Here is a 26,244-nt window from a genome sequence, read left to right on the forward strand (position 1 = left end):
CCGATCAGCCGATTCTGCGGCCGATGCGCCAGGCGCCGAGCGCGACGAACACCGCGAACAGCGCCGCGAACACCAGCCACAGCGCCCATGCCGAGACCTGCGCCGTGGCGACGTGGGGCAGGAGCCCGTACTCGTCCCGGACCGTTGCGCGGGCCTGTTCGGACGATCCGGCGAGCGCGTCGAGCGGCGCACGCGTGAACGGTGCCCGCATGAGCGTCGCGGCCTGATTCAGGGGGAGGAGATTCATGAAGGTCACGACGCCGCTGGGCAGCGCCCCGACGGTGATGTAGGCGCCCGCCAGGAATCCGCCGGCCGTGCCCACGATCGTCGCGACCGAGGTGAACACGCCGTTGGAGGCGATGAACGTGACCACGAGGCTCCAGATCGCGGAGAACAGCAGGCAGAAGCCGATCAGCTGCGCCAGGGCCTGCGCGAAGGCGCCCACCGAGAGCGCGGCCGAGTAGACGACGCCGAGGTAGATCTCCGCGAGGATCAGTACCGCCGCGCTGAGCGCGACCGACACGACGAAGGCGCCGAGGAGGTAGCTCAGGATCATCTGCAGCCTATTGATCGGTGAGACCAGGAAGTCGCGGAAGACGTTCCCCACCCGATCGTTCACGAACACCACCAGCGCGGACAGGCTGGTCGTCGCGGTGGTGATCATGACCAGGTTGGCGATCACCCAGGAGTAGACGAAGGCGTCGACGTCGTCGGCGCTCGCGGTGGGCAGGGACTTCTGCAGGGCGTCGGTCTGGACGCCGCCGAGGAACGCGGAGAACAGGACGAACAGGATGATCGGTGACAGTAGCGAGAAGAACACCGCGGGCGGATCCCGGAAGAACACGACGACGTTGCGCCGGGTCAGGTGGTACAGCATCATCGACTCCCGTTCCGGGTGATGTTCAGGAAGACGTCGTCCATCGTTCCGTGCCGGAACTCGAAATCGGTGATGTCGGCGTCGAACTCGCGCAGCAGGGTCATCGCCTCCCGACTCGATCCGACGACGATCCGTCGTTCCGTCCCGGTGCGCGCGGCGCGCGATCCGAACCGTTCGTCGAACCGCCGGGGATCGCGCAGGGTCACCCGCAGCTCGTCCTTCGCGTGCGCGGCGCGGAGCTCCGTCGGCGTGCCGGACGTCACGATCCGGCCGTGGTCGATGATCGCGATCCGGTCGGCGCGTTCGGCCTCCTCCATGTAGTGGGTCGTGAGGAAGACGGTGAGCCGCAGTCGCTTCTGCAGGTCCAGGATCGTCGACCAGACGCGGTCGCGCGAATCCGGGTCGAGGCCGGTCGTCGGCTCGTCGAGGAACAGGATGTGTGGCTGATGGATCAGGGCCCGGGCGATGTCCGCGCGGCGCTTCTGCCCGCCGGAGAGCGTCTTGTACCGGCGTCCCAGGAACTCCTCGAGGTCGAGCAGCGACGACAGGCTCGCGATCCGCTCCCGCGCGGTGGACCGCTCGACGCCGTAGAAGGTCGCCCGCAGCGCCAGGTTCTCGCGGACGGACAGCATCGGATCGAGCAGGGACTCCTGGAAGACCACGCCGATGGAGCGCCGGATGTCGAGGTCCTGCTGGCCGACCAGCATCCCGGCGACCCGGATCTCGCCGGAGGTCACCGACTTCAGCGTGGTGATGCAGCTGATCGTGGTCGACTTGCCGGCGCCGTTCGTGCCGAGGAAGGCGAACGTGCTCCCGCCCGCGACGTCGAACGAGACGCCGTCCACCGCCCGGACGTCGCCGTAACTCTTGATCAGGTTCCGAACGCTGATGACCGGTGGCCCACCCGGGCCGGCGGCCGCGCGGGGGGCCGCGGCGGGAGCCGGAGCGGGCAAGTGGCCGGGAGTGGGGCTGCCGGGTGGTGGCGGTGGCACGGGACGCGCCGCCGTGGGCGCGGCGCGGACCATCGACGGTGCCGGGCGCGTCGCGGGCAGCGGGCGCGACGCGGGCAGCGACGAGCGGGAGGCCCGGGTGCGAATCGATTGCGAGACGGTCTGTTCGACCTGCTGAACGGGCGTTCTCCGGCGGCGCTCCCGGAGTGTGGTCGTCGTCCGCTCCACGGGGCCGCGAGGTGTGGTTCCGTTCATGATGCGACGCTATCCGGCAGGTCCCGCGACGGCGGCGGCGGGAGGTAGCCGCGGTCGATGAACCACTCGAAGTAACGCTTCAGGAGCGCACCGTCGATCGGCGGGCAGACGATCCCGGTGCCCGCCAGTCCGTCCCGTACGTTGGCGTCGTCGAAGGTCGCATCGGGCATGTTGTCCAACGGGGTCGCGGACAGGAACGGAGCCAGCGCGCCGGCGGTCGCGTCGCCCTCGCGCTCGGCGAGTTCGGCGGCGCGCTCGCACCACTGGCCGAAGGGCAGTTCCTCGCCGGCGTATCCGAAGTCGGACATCCAACGCACGAGGTCCGGGACCGCCACGGTCTCGGGCGAAACCACGTGGAAGGTGCGTCCCGCGAGGCCCGGCTGCACCGCGAGGCGCGCGATGGCTCCCACCACGTAGTCGACGGGGGTGATGTCGGTGGACATGTCCATCGTGGGTGCCGCACCCAACGCGACTCCCAGTTTGATGGTCTGCCAGAGGAAATCCGACGACTGGCACGCACCCGTGACACTGTGGCCCGCGACGCGACCCGTGCGGTAGACGTAGGTCGGGACGCCGCGGGAGCGCGCTTCGAAGACCAATTGTTCGCCCACCCACTTGGACTGGGTGTAGCCGAAGGTGAACCTCGGGTCCTGGACGGGGCTGCGGTCGTCCTCGGCGAAGACCGTGCCCTGCGGGTACGAGAACCGCGAGAAGACATAGGTGGTCGACACGAAGTGCACCGGTGTGACCGGGCCGTCGCAGGCCAGCGCGAGCACCTGCACCGTGCCGTCGACGTTCGCGGACTTCAGCGTCGGATAGGGGCGCAGGAAGTTCACGTCGGCGCCGCAGTGCATGATGCCGTCCGCGGTGCCGGCCAGCTCGGCCCAGTCCGTGTCGCTGAGCCCGAGCCGCTCCCGGGTCAGGTCGCCGGGCACCGCCACGATCCGGGTCGCGTACGCCTCGTCCCAGATCCCGTAGCCGCGCATCGTCTCCCGGATCCGGGCCGCGCCCTCCTCTCGGGAGTCGGCACGGACCAGGCAGTGCAGGGTCGCGGCGGACGTCTCCAGTAGCTCCGCTACGAGGAACGATCCGACGAACCCGGTCGCGCCGGTGACGAACAGGTTCCGCGGGTCGGCCGAGCTGCGCACGGGCGCGCCGGGTGCGGGCCGGATCTCCTCGGGCAGGGCGACCTCGTCGGCGAGGACGAGCGAGCTCTCGAAGCCCGCACCGCCCTGCTCGAGGATCGCGGCGAGTCGTTCGATCGTGAGCTCGCCGGCGAACAGCGCCGGCAGCGGCACCACCCGGCCGAGCTTCTCCCGCACCCGGAAGACCAGCTTGGTCGCCAGCAGCGAGTGACCGCCGAGCAGGAAGAAGTCGTCGCGAACGCCCGGTGCGGTGGTCAGGCCCAGCAAGTCGGTCCAGATCGCGGCGAGGTCCCGCTCCAGGTCGGTGCGCGCGGCGATGTACTCGACGCCGCTCGCGGCGGCCAGCGCCACCGGCGCGCCGCCCCGGGCCGCGAGCGCCTTGCGATCGATCTTGCGGTTCGGGGTCAGGGGGAAGGCGTCGACCACCGCGATCGCGCTGGGGACCATGTACGGCGGCAAGGTCTCCCGCAGTCCTCCGAGCAGGGTTCCGGTGTCGCCGAGCTCCTCGGCCGAGCACTCCAGGTAGGCGGTGATCGCGGTCCCGGCGGCGTCGACCGCGGCGATCGCGCGGACGCCCGGCAGCGCGGTCTCCAGCGCGCTCTCGATCTCGCCCAGCTCGACGCGGAAGCCACGAACCTTCACCTGGGTGTCTATGCGGCCGCCGAACTCGATCCGGCCGTCGCGGAACCTGCGTACGAGATCACCGGTGCGGTACGCCCGGATCGGCTGCGCCCCGGCCAGGTCGACGAACCGATCGGCGGTGAGATCGGGCCGCTCGTGGTAGCCCAGGGTCACGCCGTCGCCGATGATGCACAGCTCGCCGAAGACGCCGTCGGGCACGGGCGCGGCGGCATCGTCGGCGACCACGATCCCGGTGCCGCGGATCGGGTGGCCGATCGGGATCGCCCCCGCCGCGACATCGTCGTGGGTGACGCGGTGCACCGTCGACCAGATGGTGGTCTCGGTCGGGCCGTACATGTTCCACAGCTCGTCCGCGCAGTCCAGCAGCCGGCCTGCGAGCACGGCCGGCATCGCCTCGCCGCCGCACAGTGCCCGCAGCCCGCGCGTGCCGGTCCAGCCGGCGTCGAGCAGCAGGTGCCAGGTGGTGGGCGTGGCCTGCATGACCGTCACGGCGTGCTCGTCGAGCAGCGCCGCGAGCCGGTCGCCGTCGCGGGCGTCGTCACCGTCGGCGATGACGACCCGCGCCCCGGCGGCGAGCGGGAGCAGCAGCTCGAGGATCGCGATGTCGAACGAGGGGCTCGTGACGGCGAGCAGCGTGTCCGAGGGGGTCAGGCCCGGCTCCGCCCGCATCGCCTCGAGGAAGGTGACCACGTTCCGATGCGAGACCCGAACGCCCTTCGGGCGTCCCGTCGACCCGGAGGTGTAGAGCAGGTACGCCGTCCGGGTCGCGGGATCGAGGCCCGACGGTGCCGGAGCCGGCCCGGCGGGCGCGTCGGCGACGTCGATCCAGGGCAGGTCGAGCCCCGGTACCTCGGCCAGATCGCCGGGGGTGGTGATCAGCGCGGGGATCCCCGCGTCGGCGCAGATGAACGCGAGGCGCTCCGCCGGATAGGCGGGGTCGAGCGGCACGAACGAGTAGCCCGCGCGCAGCGTGGCGAGCATCGCCACGACGACCTCCGCCGACCGCGGCAGGAGCAGGCCGATCGGGGTCTGCGGCGGGGCGTCGATCCGCTCCGCGATCCGGGCGGCGAGGCGCTCGACCCGGGCCGCCAACTCCGCGTAGGTGATCCGCCCCGTCGCCGTGACGATCGCGGTGCGATCCGGGGCGTGGGCGGCGGCGAGGACGTACTCGTCGAGCGCGGGCGTGGCCGGCTGCGCGGCCGGGGCCGGCACGGGGAGCGGGGCGATGCTCAGCGGCAGGGTCGCGACCTCCCGGGCCGCCCGCGCATCGGGCTGCGTGAGCGCATCGAGGACCGCGACGAAGCCGTCGATCAAGGCATCCGCGGTCTCCTGGTCGAACAGGTCCGCCGCGACGTCGAGCGTGCCGGTCATGGTGGTCGGAGTCGTGGTGATGTTCAGCAGCACCTCGAACTTGGCGCAGCCGTTGTACAGGTCGCGCAGCTGCATCTCGGGGGCGCTGCGATCCTCCTGCATGTTCAGGATCGCCTGGAACAGCGGCGGGCGGGCGGGGTCGCGGGGCAGGTCGAGCGCCGCCAGTACCCGGTCGAAACGCGCGTCCTGGTGCCGGAAGCCCTCGCGGACCTCTCCGTTCACCTGCGCCAGGAGCCCCTCGACCGTCTCGCCCTCGCCGAGCGCGATCGGCAGCGCGAGGGTGTTGAGGAACGGGCCGATCACGAGATCGGTGCCCGGCCGGGACCGCTGCGCCACGGGGACGCCGATCACGACGCCGTCCTGCGCGGACCACCGGGACAGGACCGTCGCGTACGCGCTGAGCACCGTCACGAACGGCGTGACGCCGTGCTCGGCGCTGAACGTGCGGACGGCGGCGGCCTGCTCGGCGGTGAGCGCGAACTCGGTGCGGCGACCGCGGTAGCCCTGGCGGGCGGGGCGGGGCCGGTCGGTCGGCAGGGTCAGGGCGGCGGGCGCACCGTCGAGTCGCTCCGTCCAGTAGGCGATGTCCGTCGCGTCGGCGTCCTCTTCCTCGCGTTCGCGCTCCCAGAGCGCCACGTCGGCGTACTGGAAGGGGAGATCGGGGAGTTGCTGGAGCCGGCCGATCAGCCTGCCCGTCGCGAGCTGGCCGAGCTCGGCGAACAGGATGCCGGTGGAGTATCCGTCGGCCACCATGTGGTGCAGCGTGATCTGCACCCATGTGTCGCCGGAGTCGGTGCGCGCCAGCGTCGCCCGCAGCAGCGGGTCCCGCGCGATGTCGAACGGGGTCCGGGCGTCCTCGCCGAACCGCGCCCACATCCGGCGCTCGTCGATGCCGTCGAGCAGGGCGACCTCGGGCCGGACGGCCGGGGCGATCCGCCCCACCGGCTCACCGTCCTCGATCCCGAACCGGGTGCGCAGCACCGGATGCCGCTCGATCACCTCGGCGAGGCAGTCGGTGAAGATCGCGTGTGGGACGTCGATCGGGAGCCGGGCCACGCCGGACATCACGTGCATGCTCGTGCCGGGGTGGAACTGCTCGAGGAACCACATGTTCTCCTGGGTGGCGGAGAGCCGAACCGCTTCGCCCTCGCGCACGCGGGGCGTGATCGGCGGCGCGGCGGGCTCCGTCGACGGTGCCCTTCCCAGGCGTGCCAGGAGGGCGTGCCGCTGGGCGGGACTGAGCGCCGCGAGGCGCCCTTCGATCTCGGTCATCGGGGGCCTCCGGCATTCGGTTCGGTGGTCTCTGACTGGGCGAGCAGGGCGGCGACGGCGTCGTCGTCCAGGTCGGCGAGCAGCGCGGCGAGGTCGTCGACCTCGGCCGCCGCCTCCGCGTCGATCTCGGCGTCTTCGGCGTCGAGGTCGAGCGCGGAGAGGAGCTCGGCGGCGATCGTCGCCACCGTCGCGTTGTCGAGGAGGAAGGCGATCGACGGTGCCGCCCGGAACTGCTGCTCCACGCGGATCCGCAGCTCGGTGGCGAGCATCGAGTCCACGCCGAGACGGCCGAGCGGTTCGTCGTCCGGGATGTGCACCTCCGCCATCCGCAGGACGCGGGAGACGGTCAGTCGCACCCCGTCGGTGGCGATCCGGGTGCGATCGCCCGCCGCAGCCACGGCGAGCCGGTCGAGGACCGACTCCCCGTCGTGGTCGTCCGCGTCCTGGACGCCGCCGAGGTGTGCGACGAGGACCGGGGTGAGCGCGTAGCTCTCGATCACGGTGGGCCAGTGCGCCGAGACCACACCCTGCTGGACCTCGGTGGATCCGAGGAGCTCGGCCAGCAGGGTCATGCCCGTCTCCGGGTCGATGAGGTCGATGCCGCGCTGCCCGTACAGTTCGCGCAGGCCCAGGCTCGCGATCATCCCGGCGTCCCACGGGCCCCAGTTGATCGACAGCGCGGGCAGGCCCTGCGCCCTGCGGTAGTGCGCGAGCGCGTCGAGGAACGCGTTCCCGGCGGCGTAGTTGCCCTGCCCGGGTGACGGGATCACCGCCGAGATCGATGAGAACAGGGTGAAGAAGTCGAGCGGCTCGCCGGCCGTCGCGCCGTGCAGCGCCCACGCGCCCCGCACCTTGGGCCGGACCACCCGGTCGACCTGCTCCTGCGTCATCCGCACCAGGATCTGGTCGTCCACGGCGCCCGCGGAGTGGATCACGCCGCGCACCGGCGGCACACCGTCCGCGTGCAGTCGGGCCAGGGTGTCGGCCAGCGCCGCCTCGTCCGTCACGTCGACGGACACGACGTGCACCGTCGCGCCCGCCGCCTCCGCGGCGCTGACCGCGGCGACGGCGTCGCGCTGCGTCGCATCGGTCAGTGCGCCCCACTCCGCTCGGGGCGGGAGACCGGACCGGCTGGTCACGACCAGATGCCCCGCGTCGCGCTCGGCGAGGGCGACCAGCACCAGCCGGCCGAGCGCGCCGAGGCCGCCGGTGACGAGGTAGGCGCCGTCGGCGCGCATCCGGGCGGGGATCCGACCACCCGAGCGGGCCGACGGGTACAGCCGGGCGACCAGCCGCGCGCCGTCCCGGAACGCCACCTGGTCCTCCTCGGAGCCCGTCACGCGGAGCTCGTCGACGAGCAGTTCCGCGCTCCCGTCGGGGTCGCGCGGGTCGAGGTCGACGAGGCGCGAGTCCAGCGCCATCAGCTCGTGATGCAGGACCCGACCGACGCCGAGCAGGGACGACTGCAGCAGCCCGGCTTCGGACACGCCGCCCCCGACGGGCTGCGCGCCGTTCGTGACCAGGAAGGTCGGCGCCGCGATCCCGCGGCGGTCGAGCTCGGCTGCGAGGTGCACCACCGACAGGACGGCGTCGTGCGCGGTCCACCGCAGCGGATCGGCCGCATCCGTCCGCGCGTCGAGCGACAGGAGGTGGACGATGCCGCGCAGCCCGTCCGCGGGGATCGTGCGGTCCAGCGCCGCGGCGAGGGCCTCCCGGTCGGCGGGCGCCGGTCCACCGTCGACGGTGCCCCCGCGGATCAGGACCGGCGTGCCGCCGGCCGCGGTGAGGCGGGCGGCGAGAGCATCCGCGACGCCGGTGCCGTCCGCGAGGAGCAACCACGTGCCCTCGACGGAGCCGCGGTCCACCGGGTCCACCGCCTGCGGTTCCCACGCCTGCTCGTAGACCCAGTCGGTACCCACGCGCTGCGGCGCCGCGCCGTCGTCGAGGATCCGGACGGTGAAGCCCTCGACCTCGGCCACGACGCGGCCGGACTCGTCCGCGAGGACCACGTCGCCGCTGATCGAGGCGGTGTCGCGGGACGGGCGCGCCGTCGCCTGCGCGACGAGGCGGCCGTCGGGTCGGCCGTCAGGCCGGCCGTCGGGTCGGCCGTGGATCACGACGCGGTCGACCCCGACGGGGATGATCTTGGCGCCCGCGGCGCTCTGGAAGGCCAGCGGCAGCAGCAACTGGAACGCGGCATCAAGGACGCTCGGTTCGAGGATCGGCGCGCGATCCGCGACCGGCTCGGGGGCGACCGCGCGGATCCGTGCGGTCGCGGCCCCGTCGCCGATCGTCACGTCGTGCAGCAGTCGGTAGGCGGGCCCGTACGCGAAGCCCGCCTCGCGGAAGGCGTCATACAGCGCGTCCTCGCTCATCGCTGCTCCCGCGACGGGCGAGGTGTCGACGTGCGGAGCGATCGCCGGAGCGGGGCGCAGAGTCGCTGTCGCGTGCCGCGCCCACCGCCCGGCCCCGGGGACCTTGCCGTGGATCGTGATCCGGCCGGCATCGGCGTCGAGGCTCGTGTCCACGAGATAGGTCCCGCCGCCGTGCACGAGGGCCGTCTCGAAGGCGACGTCCGCCAGCGTGCAGGCCGCGGCGCCGTACTCGTCGCGCGCCACCTCGGCGGCGATCTCCAGGAACCCCGCGCCGGGGAACAGGGTGGAGCCGTGGACGACGTGGTCGCGCAGGGAGCGCGGCGCGGTGCCGTCGAGCAGGCGCCGCCACGCCGGCAGGGCACCGTCGGATCGGTTCCCGAGGTAGGGCTCGACCGTGTCGGCGAGGCGCTCCTGACGGCCGACGGTGCTCTCGGCCCAGAACCGGTCGGCCTGCCACGGGTACGCGGGCAACGGCCGCATCGGCGCGCGGGGCGCGAGCGGCGAGAGGTCGACCTCGACGCCGCGGACCCAGAGGTCCGCGAGCGCGCCCGCGAACGACTCGGCGTCGGCGCCGTCGCGGCGCAGCGAGGCGGTCGTCCCGATGTTGTGCCCCTGGGTGGCCGCGGCGTCCGCGATCGCCCGGCCCAGCACCGCGGTCGGACCGATCTCGAGGAAGGCGGCGGCACCGTCGTCGAGCATCGCGTCCGCCGCGGCCCCGAACAGCACGGGGCGCCGGATGTTGCGCCACCAGTACTCGGCGTCGTGCGGCCCGGAGCCGTCCGTCGGGACGCGGGCACCGGTCACCGTCGAGTAGAGCGGCACCGTGGGCGCTGCGGGGGCGAGTCCGGAGAGGCACGTGCGGACCTCGGCCTCAAGGGGATCCATGGCGCTGCTGTGGTACGGCACGTCGCCCGGGACCAGGCGGGCGAAGACCCCGTCGGCGGTCAGCCGGGCGGCGAGCGCCTCCAGGACCGGCAGAGCGCCCACCAGCGCGATCGACTCGGGGGCGTTGAGGGCGGCGAACTCGAGCTCCCCGCGCTGGACCTCGGGGAGCGCGCGGGCATCGGCCTCGCCGAGCGCGACGGCCAGCAGGCGGCCCCGGCCGCTCGCGGTGTGCTGCAAGCGCGCTCGGTGGGCGATCACGGTGATCGCGTCGTCGAAGGACAGGGCTCCGGCCTCCAGCGCGGCTGCGACCTCGCCCGCGCTGTGCCCGACGATCAGGTCGGGGCGCACTCCGAACGACTCCCACAGCCGGGAGAGCCCGTACTGCACCCCGAAGTTCGCGACTTGCGCGACCTCGGACTCGGCCATGCGGGAGTCGGCCTCGGAGGCGAGCAGCGCCTCGGTGAGCGACCAGCCGGTGAGGGGGTGCAGCCCGGCGTCGCAGCGATCGATCGCGGTGCGGAACACAGAGTTCCGCTGCAGCAGGCCGCGGGCCATGCCCCACCACTGCGGGCCCATCCCGGTGTACACGAAGGCGAGCGGCCGCGCGTCGGCGAGCGCCGACCCGGTCCGCGCCGACGGATGCGGGGCGCCCTCGGCAGCGGCACGCAGCGCCTCCACGGCGTGCGCGGCGTTCCCGGCGACCACCGCGAGCCGCGCGGACCGGTGGGCGCTTCGACGGTGCGCCAGTGCCCCGGCCAGCGGCGCGACCCCGTCGGATTCGACGAGTCCGGCGTACGCGCCGGACAGGGCGGCGAGGGAGGACTCGCTGCGGGCCGCGATCGGCACCAGCAGGGCGATGCCGTCGCGCTCGGTGATGTCGCCGGCGGTGGGCGCGAGCGTCTGGGCGGGGGCGGGCGCCGATTCGAGGATCGCGTGGGCGTTGGTGCCGCCGAAGCCGAACGAGTTCACGCCCGCCCGGAGCGCACCGTCGGGACGCAGGACCGCCGGCTCCGTGGCGATCCGGACCCGGAGCTCGTCGAGGTCGATGGCCGGGTTGAGCGCGTCCAGGTGCAGGTGCCGGGGAATCCGGCGATGCGCCAGGGTGAGCGCGGACTTGATGAAGCCGACGACACCCGCTGCGGCCTCCAGATGACCGAGGTTCGTCTTCACGGAGCCGATGACCAGCGGCCGGTCGGCGGGGCGGTCCCGACGGTAGACCCGGCCGATCGCGTTCGCCTCGATCGGGTCGCCGACGGGGGTACCCGTGCCGTGCGCCTCGACGTAGTCGACGGTGGCCGGGGCGATCCCGGCGCCGGCGAGAGCGGCCTCGATGGCGCGCTGCTGGCTCTCGCCGTTCGGGACGGTGATGCCGTTCGTCCGCCCGTCCTGGCTCACGGCAGTACCGAGCACGGTGGCGTAGACCCGATCACCGTCCGCGAGGGCCCGGGACAGCGGCTTGAGCACCACGAGCGCCGCGCCCTCGCCCCGGACGTAGCCGTTCGCCGCCGCGTCGAAGGCGCGGGAGGTGCTGGTGGGGGAGAGGAAGCCGCCCGTCGACGCGGCGACCGTGAAGTTCGGGCTCAGCATCAGGTTGACGCCGCCGGCGAGCGCGAGCTCGCTCTCGCCGTTCCAGATCGACTGGCACGCCAGGTGGATCGCGACGAGCGACGATGAGCACGCCGTATCCACCGACATGCTCGGACCGAGCAGGTCGAAGGCGTGGGAGATGCGGTTGGACAGCATCGTCATCACCACGCCGGTCGCGGTGTGCGCGGCCACCGTCGGGGGCTCTGCGGCAGAGGTGGAGAACTGCAGCTGGCTGTAGTCGAGGGTGAATCCGCCGGTGAAGACCGAGGTCTGCGTGCCCTCGAGGTCCTCGGCGCGGAAGCCGGCGTCCTCGAAGGACTCCCAGGCGACCTCGAGCAGGAGCCGCTGCTGCGGATCCATCGACTGTGCCTCGACGGGGGAGATCCCGAAGAACGCGGGGTCGAACTCATCGACCGGGTCGGTCAGGAAGCCGCCGCGGCGGACCCGGCTCTTGCCCGGCGCGCGGTCGGCCTCGTAGTAGCGGTCCGCGCTCCAGCGCTCCGCGGGGATGTCGACGATGGCGTCGCGGCCCTCGTCGAGCAGGTCCCAGAAATCACCGGCGGAGCGCACCCCGCCCGGAAGCCGGCATCCGATGCCCACGATCGCGATCGGCTCGCGTCGGCCCGTCTCCCGAGACGCACTGCTGGTCATTGAAGCGTTACTCACCGCTGCACTCCCTTGAATTCCCCTCGCCGGCGCCGGCAGGTTCTTCACCGGGCCTGTCCTCATGGTGGATGTCGCTTCTTAAGCCCCACCTGTTTCACGCTTGGCGTTACGACTCGGACCTGGGCCGTCCGGAATGCGCCGGTTCACGGAAATGCGTTCGCGTCATCCGTGTCATAGAGAAGATGAAGTGTGATGATGTGGATCACACCGGCGGCGCCCGGAGGGTTATTCGTGCCAGTACGGTAAATGCTCACATCGGGCGTCTTAGGTGTCGCGCCGATGCCCATAGGGATACTACGGATGGCCATGCATCGGCACTGCAAGTGTGCTCGTCGTCCGTGTCCGCGGTCGCCGCGCCGACGGCGCACCGGTGTCGGTAGGCTGGTGTCGTTTGCCCCCGGCACACCGGTGGGTCGTTTTCGCGTGAGACAGGGCAGGAACTGTGGCTGAGTTCATTTACACGATGAAGAAGGTGCGTAAGGCGCACGGCGACAAGGTCATTCTCGACGATGTGACGATGTCGTTCTACCCGGGCGCGAAGATCGGCGTCGTCGGTCCGAACGGCGCCGGCAAGTCGTCGATCCTCAAGATCATGGCGGGCCTCGACCAGCCGTCGAACGGCGAGGCCTTCCTGGACCCGGAGGCCACCGTCGGCATCCTGATGCAGGAGCCGCAGCTGGACGAGACCAAGACGGTCAAGGAGAACGTCGAGGACGGCCTCGGCCAGACGATGGTCAACCTGCGTCGCTACAACGAGGTCGCCGAACTCATGGCCACCGACTACAGCGACGAGCTGATGGAGGAGATGGGCAAGCTGCAGGAGCAGCTGGACGCCGTGGACGCGTGGGACGTGGATTCGCAGATCGAGCAGGCGATGGACGCGCTGCGCTGCCCGCCGGGCGACTCGTCCGTGGAGAACCTCTCGGGAGGTGAGAAGCGCCGCGTGGCTCTGTGCAAGCTACTGCTGAGCAAGCCCGACCTGCTGCTCCTCGACGAGCCCACCAACCACCTCGACGCCGAGTCGGTGCTGTGGCTCGAGCAGCACCTCGCGAGCTACCCCGGCGCCGTCCTGGCCGTCACTCACGACCGGTACTTCCTCGACCACGTCGCGCAGTGGATCTGCGAGGTCGAGCGCGGCAAGCTCCACGGCTACGAGGGCAACTACTCCACCTACCTGGAGAAGAAGGCCGAACGCCTCGAGGTGCAGGGCAAGAAGGACCAGAAGCTGCAGAAGCGCCTCAAGGAGGAGCTCGCCTGGGTCCGCTCCGGCGCGAAGGCCCGGCAGACCAAGAACAAGGCCCGTCTCGAGCGCTACGACGAGATGGCGGCCGAAGCGGAGAAGCACCGCAAGCTCGACTTCGAGGAGATCCAGATCCCCACGCCGCCCCGCCTGGGCAACGTGGTGGTCGAGGTCAAGAACCTGGACAAGGGCTTCGACGGCCGCGTGCTCATCAAGGATCTGTCGTTCACGTTGCCGCGCAACGGTATCGTCGGCGTGATCGGCCCGAACGGCGTCGGTAAGACCACGCTGTTCAAGACCATCGTCGGTCTCGAGTCCCCGGACTCGGGCGACGTGAAGGTCGGCGAGACCGTCAAGCTCAGCTACGTCGACCAGAACCGCGCGAACATCGACCCCAAGAAGACCGTCTTCCAGGTGGTCTCCGACGGGCTCGACTACATCACCGTCGGTCAGAACGAGATGCCGGCCCGCGCCTACGTGAGCGCCTTCGGCTTCAAGGGACCGGACCAGCAGAAGCCCTCGGAGGTCCTCTCGGGCGGTGAGCGCAACCGGCTGAACCTGGCGCTGACCCTCAAGGAGGGCGGCAACCTGATCCTCCTCGACGAGCCCACCAACGACCTGGACGTGGAGACCCTCTCCAGCCTGGAGAACGCGCTGGAGCAGTTCCCCGGTTGCGCCGTGGTGATCTCCCACGACCGGTGGTTCCTGGACCGCACCTGCACCCACATCCTGGCGTGGGAGGGCAACGTCGAAGAGGGGCAGTGGTTCTGGTTCGAGGGCAACTTCGAGGCGTACGAGGCGAACAAGGTCGAGCGCCTCGGCGCCGAGGCCGCCCGTCCGCACGCCGTGACGCACCGCAAGCTCACGCGCGACTGATTTCCCGCGCGCGGACCCGCTCCGCGCGAACGACGACGCCCTCGGCCTGCGCCGGGGGCGTCGTCGTCCATTACTCGCCCGTAACCCCCTGCTCGGCCGTAGTGTGGTGCGCGGAGCCCACCGGCTCCGTCACACCTTGGCAACGGCGCCGTGTGCTGACCTCGTATTTGGCGTGCCCGCTGCCGCGACTCATCGCAGGAGGAGTACACCCGTGGAGCAGTCCGCGCACGATCCGTCCGACTTCACCCGAGCTGCAGCGAGCGTGGGCAACCAGCCCCCCGGACGGTCACCGTCGGACTTCCTGACCTGGCTCTCCGAGGAGAACGCGCGCATCCTCGGAACGTGGACGGGCGGCGCCGGCACGGGGGTGCTCGCGGATCCCGCTGACGAGCTCCGCGCGGTCATCGACGCGATGCCGGCGCCGGAGGCGGGCGGCATCGGGGTCGTCGAACTCGCGCAGCCGCTCGGCGATGCCGCGGGCTCGCCCTTCCTGCTCGCGGCGAGCCCGTCGGACGGTGGGCCGACCGAGCTGTTCGCCATGGCGATGACGGTTCTCGGACTGCACCACAACGTGTTCGGCATTCCCATGGTCGGGGCGAAGATCGAGCGTGTGCTCGCCCGGATCGGGGTGGACCGGTCGGACCCGGCCAATCAGCGCCTGATGGAATTCATCCAGACCTACCCGCGCCTGCGGCTCGTCGTGGCCGACGAGGACGAGCTGGCGCGTGTCTTCGGCTCCCTGCGCGATCTCGGCGACGACGACCTCGCGCTGTTCCTCCGGACCGATAAACTCGCGCGGTTCGCGCGCGCACTGGTCTACCTGCCTCGCGACCGGTACACCTCCCGCGCCCGCGGCGTGCTCATCGATGTGCTCGAGGACGAGACCGGGATGCGGGTCGATCGGTTCACCGCGCGCGTCACCGAATCCGCGATCGCGCGGATCCAGTTCGTGCTGCTCCCGCGGGCGGCGGACGTGGTTCCCGTTTTCCAGGCCGCTGACGAGGCCCGCATCCGGGCCCGGCTGGGCGATGTCAGCCGCACCTGGGACGAGGACGTCCTGGCCGCCGCGACGGCCGCCGGCGCCGACACGGCCCTCGTCCGCGAGTACCTGCCGGGCATCTCCCCGAACTACAAGGAGGACGCCGCGCCGGAGCAGGCGCTGGCCGACATCACCCGCATCGCGGCTCTCGCGCCCGACGCGCAGGACCTGGTGTTCTACGATCCGCGCCACGGCGACGAGGCCGGACTTCGGTTCGCGATGTACGTCAACGGCGGCCGCGTGACGCTCTCGCAGGCGTTGCCGATGCTGCAGTCGCTCGGCGTGGACGTGCTCGATGAGCGCCCCTACAAGATCCGCAGGCCCGACGGTGTGCTGTGCTCGGTCTACGACTTCGGGCTGCGCGTGCCCGCGGCCCTGACGGCCGCCGCCGCGACCGGCGTGGCGGAGGCGGACCTGCCGGTGCGGTACGCCGTTCTGCGCGGGCTGGCGAGCGACGGTGCCGCGGCGGCGTGGCGGGGCGACGCCGAGGTGGACCGGTTCAACGAGCTGATCCTCTCCGTCGGACTCGACTGGCGTCGCGTCGCTCTGCTCCGGGCGATCGGACAGTACCTGCGCCAGTGCGGTTTTCCCTACAGCCCGGGGCACATGGCGCAGGTGCTCCTGGAGCATCGGGACGCCGCGCTGGCTCTGGACAGGCTGTGGACGGCCACCTTCGACCCGATCGCCGCGGACGCGGACGCGGCCGCCCAGGCGGAGGCCGATGTCGTTGCGGCGCTCGAGGCCGTGACCAGTCTGGACGCGGACCGGATCCTGCGGGCCTACCTGCACGTCGTGCAGGCCACCGTGCGCACCAACTTCTACGCCGACAAGCCCGTGATCTCCATCAAGCTGGAACCCGGTCGCGTCCCCGAGGCCCCGAAGCCGCGACCGCGGTTCGAGATCTTCGTCTACTCACCGCGCGTGGAGGGCGTGCACCTGCGGTTCGGCATGGTCGCCCGCGGCGGCCTGCGCTGGTCGGACCGCCGGGAGGACTTCCGCACCGAGGTCCTCGGCCTGGTCAAGGCGCAGGCGGTCAAGAACGCCGTCATCGTGCCGGTCGGCGCCAAGGGCGGCTTCGTCGTCAAGCAGCCGCCGGAGATCACCGGCGACGCCGCCGTCGACCGGGACGCGCAGCGCGCCGAGGGCGTCGCGTGCTACCGCATGTTCATCTCGGGCCTGCTCGACGTGACCGACAACCTCGGTCCCGACGGTGCCGTGCTCCCGCCCGAGCGCGTCGTGCGGCGCGACGCGGACGACACCTACCTCGTCGTGGCCGCGGACAAGGGCACCGCGTCCTTCTCCGACATCGCCAACGACGTCGCCGCGGGATACGACTTCTGGCTCGGCGACGCCTTCGCGTCCGGCGGGTCCGAGGGCTACGACCACAAGGGCATGGGCATCACCGCGCGCGGCGCGTGGGAGTCGGTGAAGATGCACTTCCGGGAGATGGGCGTCGACACCCAGAGCGAGGACTTCACCGCGGTCGGCGTGGGCGACATGAGCGGTGACGTCTTCGGCAACGGCATGCTGCTCTCCGAGCACATCCGGCTCGTCGCCGCGTTCGACCACCGTGACATCTTCCTCGACCCGAACCCCGATGCCGCCGTCGGCTTCGCGGAGCGGCAACGCCTGTTCGACTTGCCGCGGTCGTCGTGGAAGGACTACGACACCTCGAAGATCAGCGAGGGCGGCGGCGTGTACAGCCGCGACTCGAAGTCGGTGCCCATCAGCCCGCAGGTCCGGACGGCGCTGGGCCTGGCCGACGACGTGACCGAGCTGACCCCGCCGGAGCTCATGCGCGCGGTGCTGCTGGCCCCCGTCGACCTGCTGTGGAACGGCGGTATCGGCACGTACATCAAGGCTTCGACGGAGACCGACCTGGCGGTGGGCGACCGCGCTAACGACGCGATCCGCGTGGACGGGAATCAGCTGCGCGCCAAGGTCGTCGGCGAGGGCGGGAACCTGGGCGTGACGCCGCTCGGCCGCATCGAGTTCGACCGCAGCGGCGGCCGGATCAACACCGACGCGATGGACAACTCCGCCGGCGTGGACTGCTCCGACCACGAGGTCAACATCAAGATCCTGCTGGACCGGCAGATCGCGGCCGGCGCGATCGGGGAGGCCGAGCGGCACGACCTGCTGGTGTCCATGACGGACGACGTCTCCCGTCTGGTGCTGGCCGACAACGTCTCCCAGAACACCGCGCTGTCGGTGGAGCGCTCGCTCGCACCGAAGATGGTCGATGTGCACGCCCGGATCCTGGCGGACCTCAGTCGCAACCGCGGCGTCGACCTGCGTCTCGAGGCGCTGCCGACGCGCAAGGAGACCGACCGGCTGCAGGCCGCCGGGCTGGGCCTGAGCTCGCCGGAGCTGTGCAACCTGATGGCGCACGTCAAGCTCGCCGTCAAGGACGATGTCATCGCGAGCGACCTGCCCGACAACGACGCGCTGACGGCGGGCTTCCCGGGGTACTTCCCGGATCACCTGCGCGACCGTGCGGGCGACGCCGTCTTCTCGCACCCGCTGCGCCGGGAGATCGTCGCGACCCAGGCGGTCAACGAGCTCGTCGACAACGCCGGCGTCAGCTTCGTCTACCGCCTGCAGGAGGAGACCGGCGCCGCCGCGTCGGACGCCGTGCGCGCCTTCGTGGCGGTCAGTCGGGTCTTCGGTCTGCCCGCGACCTGGGAGGCCGTCAAGGCGCTGCCGACCTCGGCGGCGGAATCGGCCGCGCTGCTCGCCGAGAGCCGCCGCGTGCTCGACCGCGCCGCCCGCTGGATGCTCACCAACCGGCCCCAGCCGATCGCCATCGGTGCGGAGGTCAACCGCTACGCCGACCGGATCACGGCGATGACGGCCGCCATGCCGGACTGGGCCATCGAGTACGACGCGCACGCCTGCGAGGCGGCGGATCACGCCCGGGAGGCCGGCGTGCCCGACGACCTGGCGTACGCGGTGAGCCGGGCGCTGTACCGGTTCAGCCTGCTGGACGTGGTCGACATCGCGGACATCACCGAACGCGAGGACGACGAGGTGGGGCGCCTGTACTTCGCGCTCATGCAGCACCTGCGGATCGACAAGATGCTGGGCGCGGTCGCGGAGCTGCCCCGCGGTGACCGGTGGAGCGAGATGGCCCGACTCGCACTGCGCGACGACCTGTACGGCGCGCTGCGGGCGCTCACCGTCGAGGTGCTCAACTTCACCGATCCCGACGAGCCCGCCACGCAGAAGATCGGCGACTGGGCCTCGCACCACGCGCAGCGCCTCGAGCGGGTCGGTGCGTTGCTCGCCGAGATCCTCGATCCGGTGGACGGTACGGCTGCGGCGGCGAACGACGAGTCGCGGCTGTCCGTCGCGACGCGGGCACTGCGCTCGCTCCTGCGCCACGTGGGCTGACCTCCGTCGGAACATCCGGACCGGACGCGCGAAGCGTCCGGTCCGGACGTCGTTTCGTACCCTTCCACCTGCGGTGACGCGATCCTGTGATGGCACGTGCCCCGACGGGGACGTTGACTCGTCTCCGGGTACCGGCCGGTGCCCCCGCACCGAAATCACCTCACAGGAAGGCTTCACCATGCTCGATCTGATCGACTTCGATGCCGTCGAGATCATCGACTTCGAGTCCGCCGCCGACGTCCCCACCCTGGGCGCGTCGCAGGGCTGGATCTGCTGTTCGTCCTCGAGCTCCTCGTCCTGCTGCTGACCGACGGCCGCAGCGCGCGGCCGCTCGTCCGCACCGCGTCCAGCGGTCGCGCGCACCCGAGGACCACCGATGGAGTCGTGATGCATTCCGTGACCGTCCACCTCGACGGAGAGGCACCACCCGCCGCCCTGGCGCGGATGTTCGCCCCGATCGCGCAGTGGCTCGCCGCCGAGTTCGGCGCGTTCGACCACCTCGTCGCGACGGCGCGTCCCGGCCACGACCTCCGGCTCGAACTCGTAGCGCCCGCCGCACACACCGCGACCGTCGTGACCGAGATCGCGACCTTCCTGCGCGCCGAGACCGGCGGCCCCGTCGCGGTCCTCGACCGTGCCGGCCCGCTCGACCCGCTCCCCGTGCGCTGCGGCGCACCGCTGCTGGCCGCCGTCCGCGAGCGCCCGGACGAATCCCCGCTCGCCCACGCGGTGCGCGCGCTGCTCGCCGTCGTCGACCTGCATCCCGCCGGTGCCGAACGGGGGACGGTGTCGCTCCTGTCACACTACGAGGGACTGCGGCACGCGGTGGTTCCGGCCGTGGCCGCCGAGCTGCACACAGGCGTCACGCGCTGGGTGGACGCCCACGACGACTGGCTCGACGAGGCGGTCACGGACCCGCTGACCGGGGCGTGGCGGTCGGCACTGCACTGGTGCGCCGGCCGCGCTCGACACGGCGTCCCGGACGCGGAGCCCCTCTCAGGGGACGGCGGAGACGACTCCGGGAGCGGAGCGATCAGCGACTTCCACCAGCGGGTGCTGCCCCTCGTCGACGGCTATCACGAGCCGTGGTTCACGGACTATCGGGTGGTGCTGGAGGCGCTCTACGAGCGCGTGCTGCCGCCGCTCGGGATCGGCGTGCAGCTGCGCGCCGCCGCCGCGGGCGTCGTCGTCGAGCACGCTCGCCGCCGCGGCTGGACCGACGAGGCGCTGTTCGAGGTTTTCGACGGCACCAGGCGGCGCGCCACGATCGATTCGTACCGTCCGCACACACCGAAGAGGAGAGCTTCATGAAGCACGAGGTGGCGATCGCGTACACCGTCGCGTTGGCCGTGATGTTGTTCCTGCTCAACACCGCGTACCTGGGACTGCAGGGGGCGGGAACCGCGTGGTTCGTCCTCGCGGTGCTCGCGACGCTCGTCGTCGCTGCGGTGACGCTGCGGCAGTGGCTCCGGCCGTCCGCGCGTCGCGTCGTGTCCGCGGGCACCGGAGACCGCGTCAACTTCGTGTGGATCGTGGTCTTCGAGGCCGCCGCGATGGGCGCCGGCAACTCGTACGTGCTGCGTCACCAGCTCGACACCGGGTGGATGGTGGTCTGGTCCGCCGCGGTGGTCGCCGTGCACTTCGTCGTGATGGCCTGGTCGAAGCGCAACCCGGTGTACGCCGTGATCGCCGTGGTACTCGGCCTCGGTGTGGTCGGCGGCGTGCTCGCGGGGTCGGGTCCGGCCCTCAGTGCCGTCCCCATCACGGTCCTGTTCCTCACGCTCGCAGTGTCGATCGTCGTGTCGGACGTCCGCGGCCGCCGAGCGTCACCCGCGCCCGTCACCGGGGCGAACTGATGCGGACGCCGTTCCCCGGGATCGTCGTCGCGCGATGGAACACCGTCGTGCCGTGGACCCCCGCGACCACGGAAGCGGCGGAGTGGACCCGTCGCCGTCGTGCCGCGCGGCGCATCGCCGACACCGCTCGCGAGGCGCTGTCGGACCGCCTGTTCGCCGCCGCCGGCGGGCTGTCGGGTTCCGACCCGGAGCGGGACCGACTCATCGGGATACGGCGCCGTGTCCGCGCGGGCCGGGCGCTTCCCGACGGTGTCCGCCTTCCGGACTGGGTGGAAGAGGCCGCCGCGGCTCTCGCCGCGGCCGAGGAGTACGTCCGCGACCTCGACGCCGCCCTGGCGGGCATCGTCGGGCCGGCGCTGGTGGCGGAGCGCGCCACGCTGCTGGAGGCGCTCGCCCACCCGGCGTTGCGTGCGACGGCCGCCCTGCAGTCGCCCGACCTCGCGGCCGCGCTGGACTCCCACGTCGCCGGTGGTGGCGCAGCATCGGGATCGCGCCGCCGGTCCGAGCGCAGGCTGCTGGACTACGCCTACCGCAGCATGCTGCGGACCACGCCCTTCGGGCGGTTGACCGCGGTCTCGGTGATCCCCGAGGGACACTCGGCCGCGGTGGACGAGGCGGGCACGCGCGCCCCGCGCACCGTCGTCCACCTCGACTTCCACCTGCAGGACGAGCTCCGCGCGGCGGCGGCCGCCGGGACGACCTCGACGGTGCGCGCGGCCGCGAGCTGCCACCGGCTCCCGGACAGCGGCGTGGTGCGGTTCACCCGCGTGGTGCGCGGCCAGCCCCAGCGCCTCACGGTGGCCGAGACCGCTCTCGTCCGCGATCTGCTCGCGCTCGCCGAGCTCGGCCCGGTGCGCCCGGCGACCCTGGTCGAGCACCTCGCCGAAGCGGGCCACGGCGATCCCGCAGCGCTCTCCGCCACCGTCGCGTCGAGCGTGCAGAACGGACTGCTGGTACCTGCGCCGGGTCCCGGGGCAGCCCCGTTCGCCGACTCGTTCGCCGGGGGCACGCCGCTCGGCGACCTGAGCGTCCGCCTCGCCGCGTCCGCCGGAGACGCCCGCGACAGGGTGTTGCGGGAGGCGTGCAGTACGGTCTCGGACTGCGCTGTCGCGGTCGGTCGCCCGCTGCGGCCGGTCTTCTACGAGGACGCGCTCGGCACCGCGGCGCAGGCCCCCGCCGTGCCCGGCGATCTGCACGCCCGGCTGCGGCCGGCCCTGCGGGCCGGCGCGGTCTTCGACCGCAACCTCGACCTGCGCCTGATCTCGACGGCGTTGGTCGCCGCCCGCACCGGCGACGGCCCGCTGCCCGTCGTGCGCGGTGCCCGCGCGGTGGTCGAGCAGGCGTACACCGTGCTGGGCCTGGTCACGGAGCGCGCGTTGCCCGAGCGTGAACTGCGCCGCCTCGTGTCCGCCGAGTACGCCGACCTGGTGCGTTTCCGGCGAGCGGTCGAGCGGGACGTCGCCCGCGCCGCCGCCGACGATCCGGCCGAGATCGTGTTCCCGGAGCGATGGATCGACGAGCTGATGGCGGCGGCGCCCGACGTGGTCCGGAGCGCGAGCGCGGTCGGCTACGCCGCGTACGTGCAGCGCAGTGGCGAGCGGCTGGTACTCAACGACGCGTATGCCGGCTCCGGTGCGATGCTCGCGCGGTTCCTGCACCCCGAGATCGAGGAGCACGCCGTGGCGATCGGACAACTCCGCGACGCGGTTGCGAGCTGGTCGCCGCGCGTCATCCAGGACGTCGACCTGCACGGACTGTCGGTGAACCGGGTGCCGCGTCTCGCGGGTGAGGTGATGACCGCCGACATCTGGCGCGGGCTCACCGCGCAGCTGCGGCCGGACGGGCTCGGGCTGGAGTTCCGCACGGCCTCCGGCGAGTCCGTGGCTCCGCTGGTGTTCGGCGCGGGAATGCCGGAGAGGCATCCCCACGCCGCCCGCCTGATCTCCTGGAATCTGCTGGGCGGGCGACTGGTCCGGACGCCGCTGCACGCCGTGCACGCCGCGCATCGCGCGGAGCCGGGCCCCAGGCGAAGCCCCCGCCTGGTGATCGGCGACGTGGTGCTCGCGCGGCAGCGGTGGACCGGCGTCGAGGCACTGCGCGACGCGGTGCGCGACGCGGGTCGTGAACCCGCGGCGAGATTCCGGGCGTACACCGAGCGGGCGCACCGCGAGGGGTTGCCGCCGGCGGCCTTCGTCAAGCGCGATCCGCTCGTCGGCTCCCGTGAACCCGGCGCGAAGCCCCTTTTCGTGGACGGTCAGAGCGTGCTGTCCGTGAGCACCCTGCCCGAGCGGATCGGCGATGTCGGCAACTACACCCACGTCGAGGAGTGCCTCCCGCTGCCGGAACCCGGGCGCGCCGTCGCCGAATTCGTGGCACACGTGGATCTGGAGGAGGCGTGAGCGCGTCGCGGTACCTGCTCCGGCCCGGCGTGCACGCCGCCGTGGTTCCCGGGCGCGGGGTCTACTTCGGGGGCGACGCCCGCAGGTTCTTCCTCGACGTGCCGCCCGGCGTGGTCGAGCTGTTCCGTCGCCACGAACCGGCCCTGCTCGCCGGGGCGACCGAGGCAGAGCTCCGGGCGGGGGCCGAGCAGCGGGGTGACCGGCCGGAGACGCTGCTCGGGCTGGTCCGCGCCCTGGCCCGCCAGGACCTCGTGCGCTCCGTGTCCGCCGTGACCGCCGCGGCGCACGACGCACTCGCGCCGTTCGCCGAACGGTGTCCGGGGATCGCCGCCGAGCTCCGGGCGCGGCACCCCTGGCCCGAGGAGGAGATGACCTGGCTCCGCGACACGGCGCGGGCGCGGATCCGCGGGGGCGCAGGGCCGGTCGGGGCGGTGGTCGTGCGCACCCTCACCGACTGCGGCATCGCCCTCGACCGCATCCGCACCGGGCCGCGGACCGCCGACGGTCCGGACCGGATCGTCGTCGAGGTCTTCGACGACGCGGGGGCCAGGTTCGGGCACGGCGTCGCCGACCTCGCCGGGGACCCCGTCGTGGTCCACGGCGCGCCGGGCGCCGATGCCGGCCGGGCGCCCGCCCGCCGGGCGCGCGGGCGGTACCTCGCCGAGCGGCCGAACCGGGGAGACGAGCCGGAACGTCCCGGTGAGCCGGTACGCCGAGCAGCGGGAGGGCTCGCCGCTGCGGCCGCGGTCCGCGCCGCGACCGGACTGGAGCCGCGATCGCTCGGCCTGCTCACCAGCGCACCGCTCACGCTGGAGAAGATCGACCTGACGCCGCCGCCGGCCACCGTCGAGGGCCTCGTCGAGGGCCACGCAGCGGTCCGGACCGACGGCGGGGATCCGCTGCTGGTCCCCGTCCGGCTGGCCGACGGTGCCGACCTCCCGCAACTGCCCCACCACTGCGCTGCGGCGCGGCCCCTGGACGCGGCCCGGTACGCGCTGGTGGGATTCGGCGGGGAGCCGGCGCAGGCCGCCGTCGACGCCCTGCTGGCGGCGTATCGGCGCCACGCCGAACACGGTGCGGGCGAGGCCGGCGGCCACGGCTACGCCGGGCGGACGCCGGGGCACGCCCGGCTCGACGCGTACCTGCGCGCCCTGCCGTTCCCGGCGACCGAGCCCGTCCCGTACGGCGGTCTGGACCTGCCCACGCGCAGGCTCTGGCTCGATGCCGAGCACCGCGGCGGGGTCGCGCCCCGCATCGCGGCCGGGGAGGCGGCGCCGGGCTGGTTCCTGGCGGTCTTCGTCCCGGAGGCCGCCGCCGCTCCCCGGGAGGGCGCGTACGGTCGGACACCGGGCGAGGCCGTGTACTGCCTGCTCGCTGCGGCGCGACTCCGTGCGCTCGTCGTCGACGGGACGCGGCGATACCGGGTGCCCTCCCTGTCGACCACGCCGGTCTCCGCCCTGGACCCGGGGACCGCCGGTCGCGCGGCCGACGTCCTAGCGGCTCTGCCCGCACTCGCGGAGACGGAGCTGATTCCCGCACAGGATGATCCGCTGTACGGTCCGACGGCCGTGATCTGCGGGACCGTGCGATGAGTGCCCTCGCTGTGGCTCGCGTGCCCGTGCCCACCCCGATCATCGGCACCGACGTGACCGCTCTCGACGGTCGGTGCCGCGCCGCCGGGGAGCCGGTGTTGCCCGTGCTCCTCGACGGCGGCACCACGGTGATCGGCCCCCTCTACGACTGCGACGACGGCCCCTGCCTGCTCTGCTTCGAGTACCGTCGGCGACTGCGGTCGGATGCTCCGCACCTCACGCACCCCACGGTGCGCGTCGGCGGCGGAGTACCGGAGTTCGATGAACCGGCACTGCGCGAGCTGGTGTTGCGCACCTGGGACCATGCCTCGCCCGGCGATGTCCCGTGGCGCACCGTGGTGGTGATCGACGGTGCGGGCGTCCACCGGCACCGGCTGTGGCGTTCGGTGGGCTGCTATCGGGGCCACGACGACGGCGCCCCCGCCGCCGTCGCGGCCACCGAGGGGCCGCACCTGACGGACCTGCGCGCCGACAGGTTCGCCGCCCGCGCCGACCGGCAGGCGTTCGCGCGCAGCCTGGTCGACCATCTCGTCGGGCCCGTCACCGGGATCGGGCGGGTCACGGACGCGGCCGCGGCGATGTCGGCGGCGGTGCTGCCGCAGTCGCGCAACGTCGGCTACGGGCGCGGCACCCGGTACGCGGATTCCGACTTCATCGCGGTGATGGAGGCGTGGGAACGGATGTGCGGCCACCCGTTCGACGGTGCGCGTGTCCTGTCCGGTGCCGAGCTCCCCGAGGGCGCGACCGTCCTGGGGGAGCGGGAGCTGGGTGGCTACCACCCCGAGCAACTGGCCGACCCGAGCAGCAGGATCGACCCCGGCGCGCAGGCGTTCTGGGTGGCCGCGCACACCCTCGACGGTGCCGCCACCGCGTACGTCCCGGCCGAGGTGGCCTTCTACAACTTCACCCCGCAGCACGGGGCGGACTACCACGGCGCCCGACGCGGCGATGCGACTGCGGGGGCGGCCCCGTCGGCCCCCGCACGCACGGTGCGGTACGACGAGTCGTCGAGCGGGGCGGCCCTGGGCTCGTCCTTCGAGGAGGCCGCGCTGCACGCGCTCTGCGAGGTGCTCGAACGCGATGCCTTCCTCCGCTTCTGGTACGGGACGGCGGAGTGCGCGCGGGTGCTCGTCGATCCGGCGGACGCCGAGTCGGCGCTGCTCCGGGAGCGGATCGCCGCGGACGGGTTCATCTGCGAACTGGTGCGGTTACCCGGTCCGACGGCCCTGCCGACCGTGGGGGCGTTCGCCTTCCACCGCACCGGAGGCCACCCGTTCGTGCTGTGCGCCGCGGGCAGCGGGCCGCGCTGGGCGGACGCCGTCCGGTCCGGCCTGTGGGAACTGGTGAACCTCGCCGCCGCGCCGCGGCCCCGTTCCGCCGCCGAGACCGCTCGCCGCCTGCCGGACCGCTGGGCGATCCGCACGATCGAGGACCACGTGGACTTCTACGCGCTGCCCGAGAACGGTCGCGCGGTCGCGGAGAAGTGCCGCGGCCCGCAGATCGATGCCGCAGCGCTGCCGGACCTCGGTGACGTGATCCCCGCGGCCCGCCGCGGCCCGGCCGGTCACGTCATCCGGGCCCTTGCCGAGCAACTCGCCTCGGCCGACCTCGGCGCACCCCACTTCGTGGACCAGACCAATCTCGAGCTCCGCGACCAGGGCCTGTGGGCCGCCAAGTGCGTGGTGCCGGGCGCGTTGTCGATGACCTTCGGCACCGCGCACCAGCGGGTCCGCGGTCTCGAGACCCTGCGCGACCTGGGCCGCGCCGACCTGTTGGAGGGGTGCGGCGATCTCGCGCCCCACCCGTTCCCCTGAGGAGGACAGA

Annotated in this window: 12 protein-coding genes; 8 read left to right on the plus strand and 4 right to left on the minus strand. The window is 72.6% G+C overall.

What is annotated here, in order from left to right; genetic code table 11:
• Positions 1-4: 4 nt before the first annotated feature.
• The 4 genes from ABZX10_RS02580 to ABZX10_RS02595 are packed head-to-tail and all read right to left on the minus strand — an operon-like array spanning position 5 to position 12,010.
• Positions 5-880 (minus strand): ABC transporter permease, encoded by an 876-nt coding sequence (locus ABZX10_RS02580; protein WP_355534225.1) that lies wholly within the window; start codon positions 878-880, stop codon positions 5-7.
• Positions 877-2,082 carry an ABC transporter ATP-binding protein gene (locus ABZX10_RS02585; protein ID WP_355534227.1) on the minus strand — a complete coding sequence of 402 codons (1,206 nt, stop codon included), beginning with the start codon at positions 2,080-2,082 and terminating at the stop codon, positions 877-879. Before ABZX10_RS02585 ends, ABZX10_RS02580 begins: the two co-directional genes overlap by 4 nt.
• On the minus strand, positions 2,079-6,512 hold the full coding sequence (locus tag ABZX10_RS02590; protein ID WP_355534229.1) for an amino acid adenylation domain-containing protein: 4,434 nt from the start codon (positions 6,510-6,512) through the stop codon (positions 2,079-2,081). Before ABZX10_RS02590 ends, ABZX10_RS02585 begins: the two co-directional genes overlap by 4 nt.
• Positions 6,509-12,010 carry a type I polyketide synthase gene (locus ABZX10_RS02595; RefSeq protein ID WP_355534231.1) on the minus strand — a complete coding sequence of 1,834 codons (5,502 nt, stop codon included), beginning with the start codon at positions 12,008-12,010 and terminating at the stop codon, positions 6,509-6,511. Before ABZX10_RS02595 ends, ABZX10_RS02590 begins: the two co-directional genes overlap by 4 nt.
• A 457-nt stretch (positions 12,011-12,467) precedes the next feature.
• Between ABZX10_RS02595 and ettA the strand changes: the two genes are divergently transcribed.
• The 8 genes from ettA (at position 12,468) to ABZX10_RS02635 (ending at position 26,234) form a co-directional block, all read left to right on the plus strand.
• Positions 12,468-14,141, plus strand: coding sequence for an energy-dependent translational throttle protein EttA (gene ettA / locus ABZX10_RS02600; RefSeq protein ID WP_355534234.1), 1,674 nt, complete (start codon positions 12,468-12,470; stop codon positions 14,139-14,141).
• Positions 14,142-14,352: 211 nt separating this feature from the next.
• On the plus strand, positions 14,353-18,573 hold the full coding sequence (locus ABZX10_RS02605) for an NAD-glutamate dehydrogenase domain-containing protein (RefSeq protein ID WP_355534236.1): 4,221 nt from the start codon (positions 14,353-14,355) through the stop codon (positions 18,571-18,573).
• A 178-nt stretch (positions 18,574-18,751) separates the two neighbouring features.
• On the plus strand, positions 18,752-18,880 hold the full coding sequence (locus tag ABZX10_RS02610; protein ID WP_355534238.1) for a hypothetical protein: 129 nt from the start codon (positions 18,752-18,754) through the stop codon (positions 18,878-18,880).
• An 80-nt stretch (positions 18,881-18,960) separates the two neighbouring features.
• A complete protein-coding gene (locus ABZX10_RS02615; RefSeq protein ID WP_355534240.1) occupies positions 18,961-19,884 on the plus strand; it encodes a hypothetical protein in 924 nt (307 codons plus the stop codon).
• A complete protein-coding gene (locus ABZX10_RS02620) occupies positions 19,881-20,429 on the plus strand; it encodes a hypothetical protein (RefSeq protein WP_355534242.1) in 549 nt (182 codons plus the stop codon). Before ABZX10_RS02615 ends, ABZX10_RS02620 begins: the two co-directional genes overlap by 4 nt.
• Positions 20,429-22,828 carry a lantibiotic dehydratase gene (locus ABZX10_RS02625; protein ID WP_355534244.1) on the plus strand — a complete coding sequence of 800 codons (2,400 nt, stop codon included), beginning with the start codon at positions 20,429-20,431 and terminating at the stop codon, positions 22,826-22,828. Before ABZX10_RS02620 ends, ABZX10_RS02625 begins: the two co-directional genes overlap by 1 nt.
• Positions 22,825-24,420, plus strand: a complete 1,596-nt coding sequence (locus ABZX10_RS02630; protein ID WP_355534246.1) for a hypothetical protein — start codon at positions 22,825-22,827, stop codon at positions 24,418-24,420. The genes ABZX10_RS02625 and ABZX10_RS02630 overlap by 4 nt, the downstream gene beginning before the upstream one ends.
• Positions 24,417-26,234 (plus strand): YcaO-like family protein, encoded by a 1,818-nt coding sequence (locus ABZX10_RS02635; protein ID WP_355534248.1) that lies wholly within the window; start codon positions 24,417-24,419, stop codon positions 26,232-26,234. The genes ABZX10_RS02630 and ABZX10_RS02635 overlap by 4 nt, the downstream gene beginning before the upstream one ends.
• Positions 26,235-26,244: the final 10 nt, after the last annotated feature.

It is taken from the genome of Tsukamurella sp. NPDC003166, assembly GCF_040611135.1.
Classification (GTDB): Bacteria; Actinomycetota; Actinomycetes; order Mycobacteriales; family Mycobacteriaceae; genus Tsukamurella.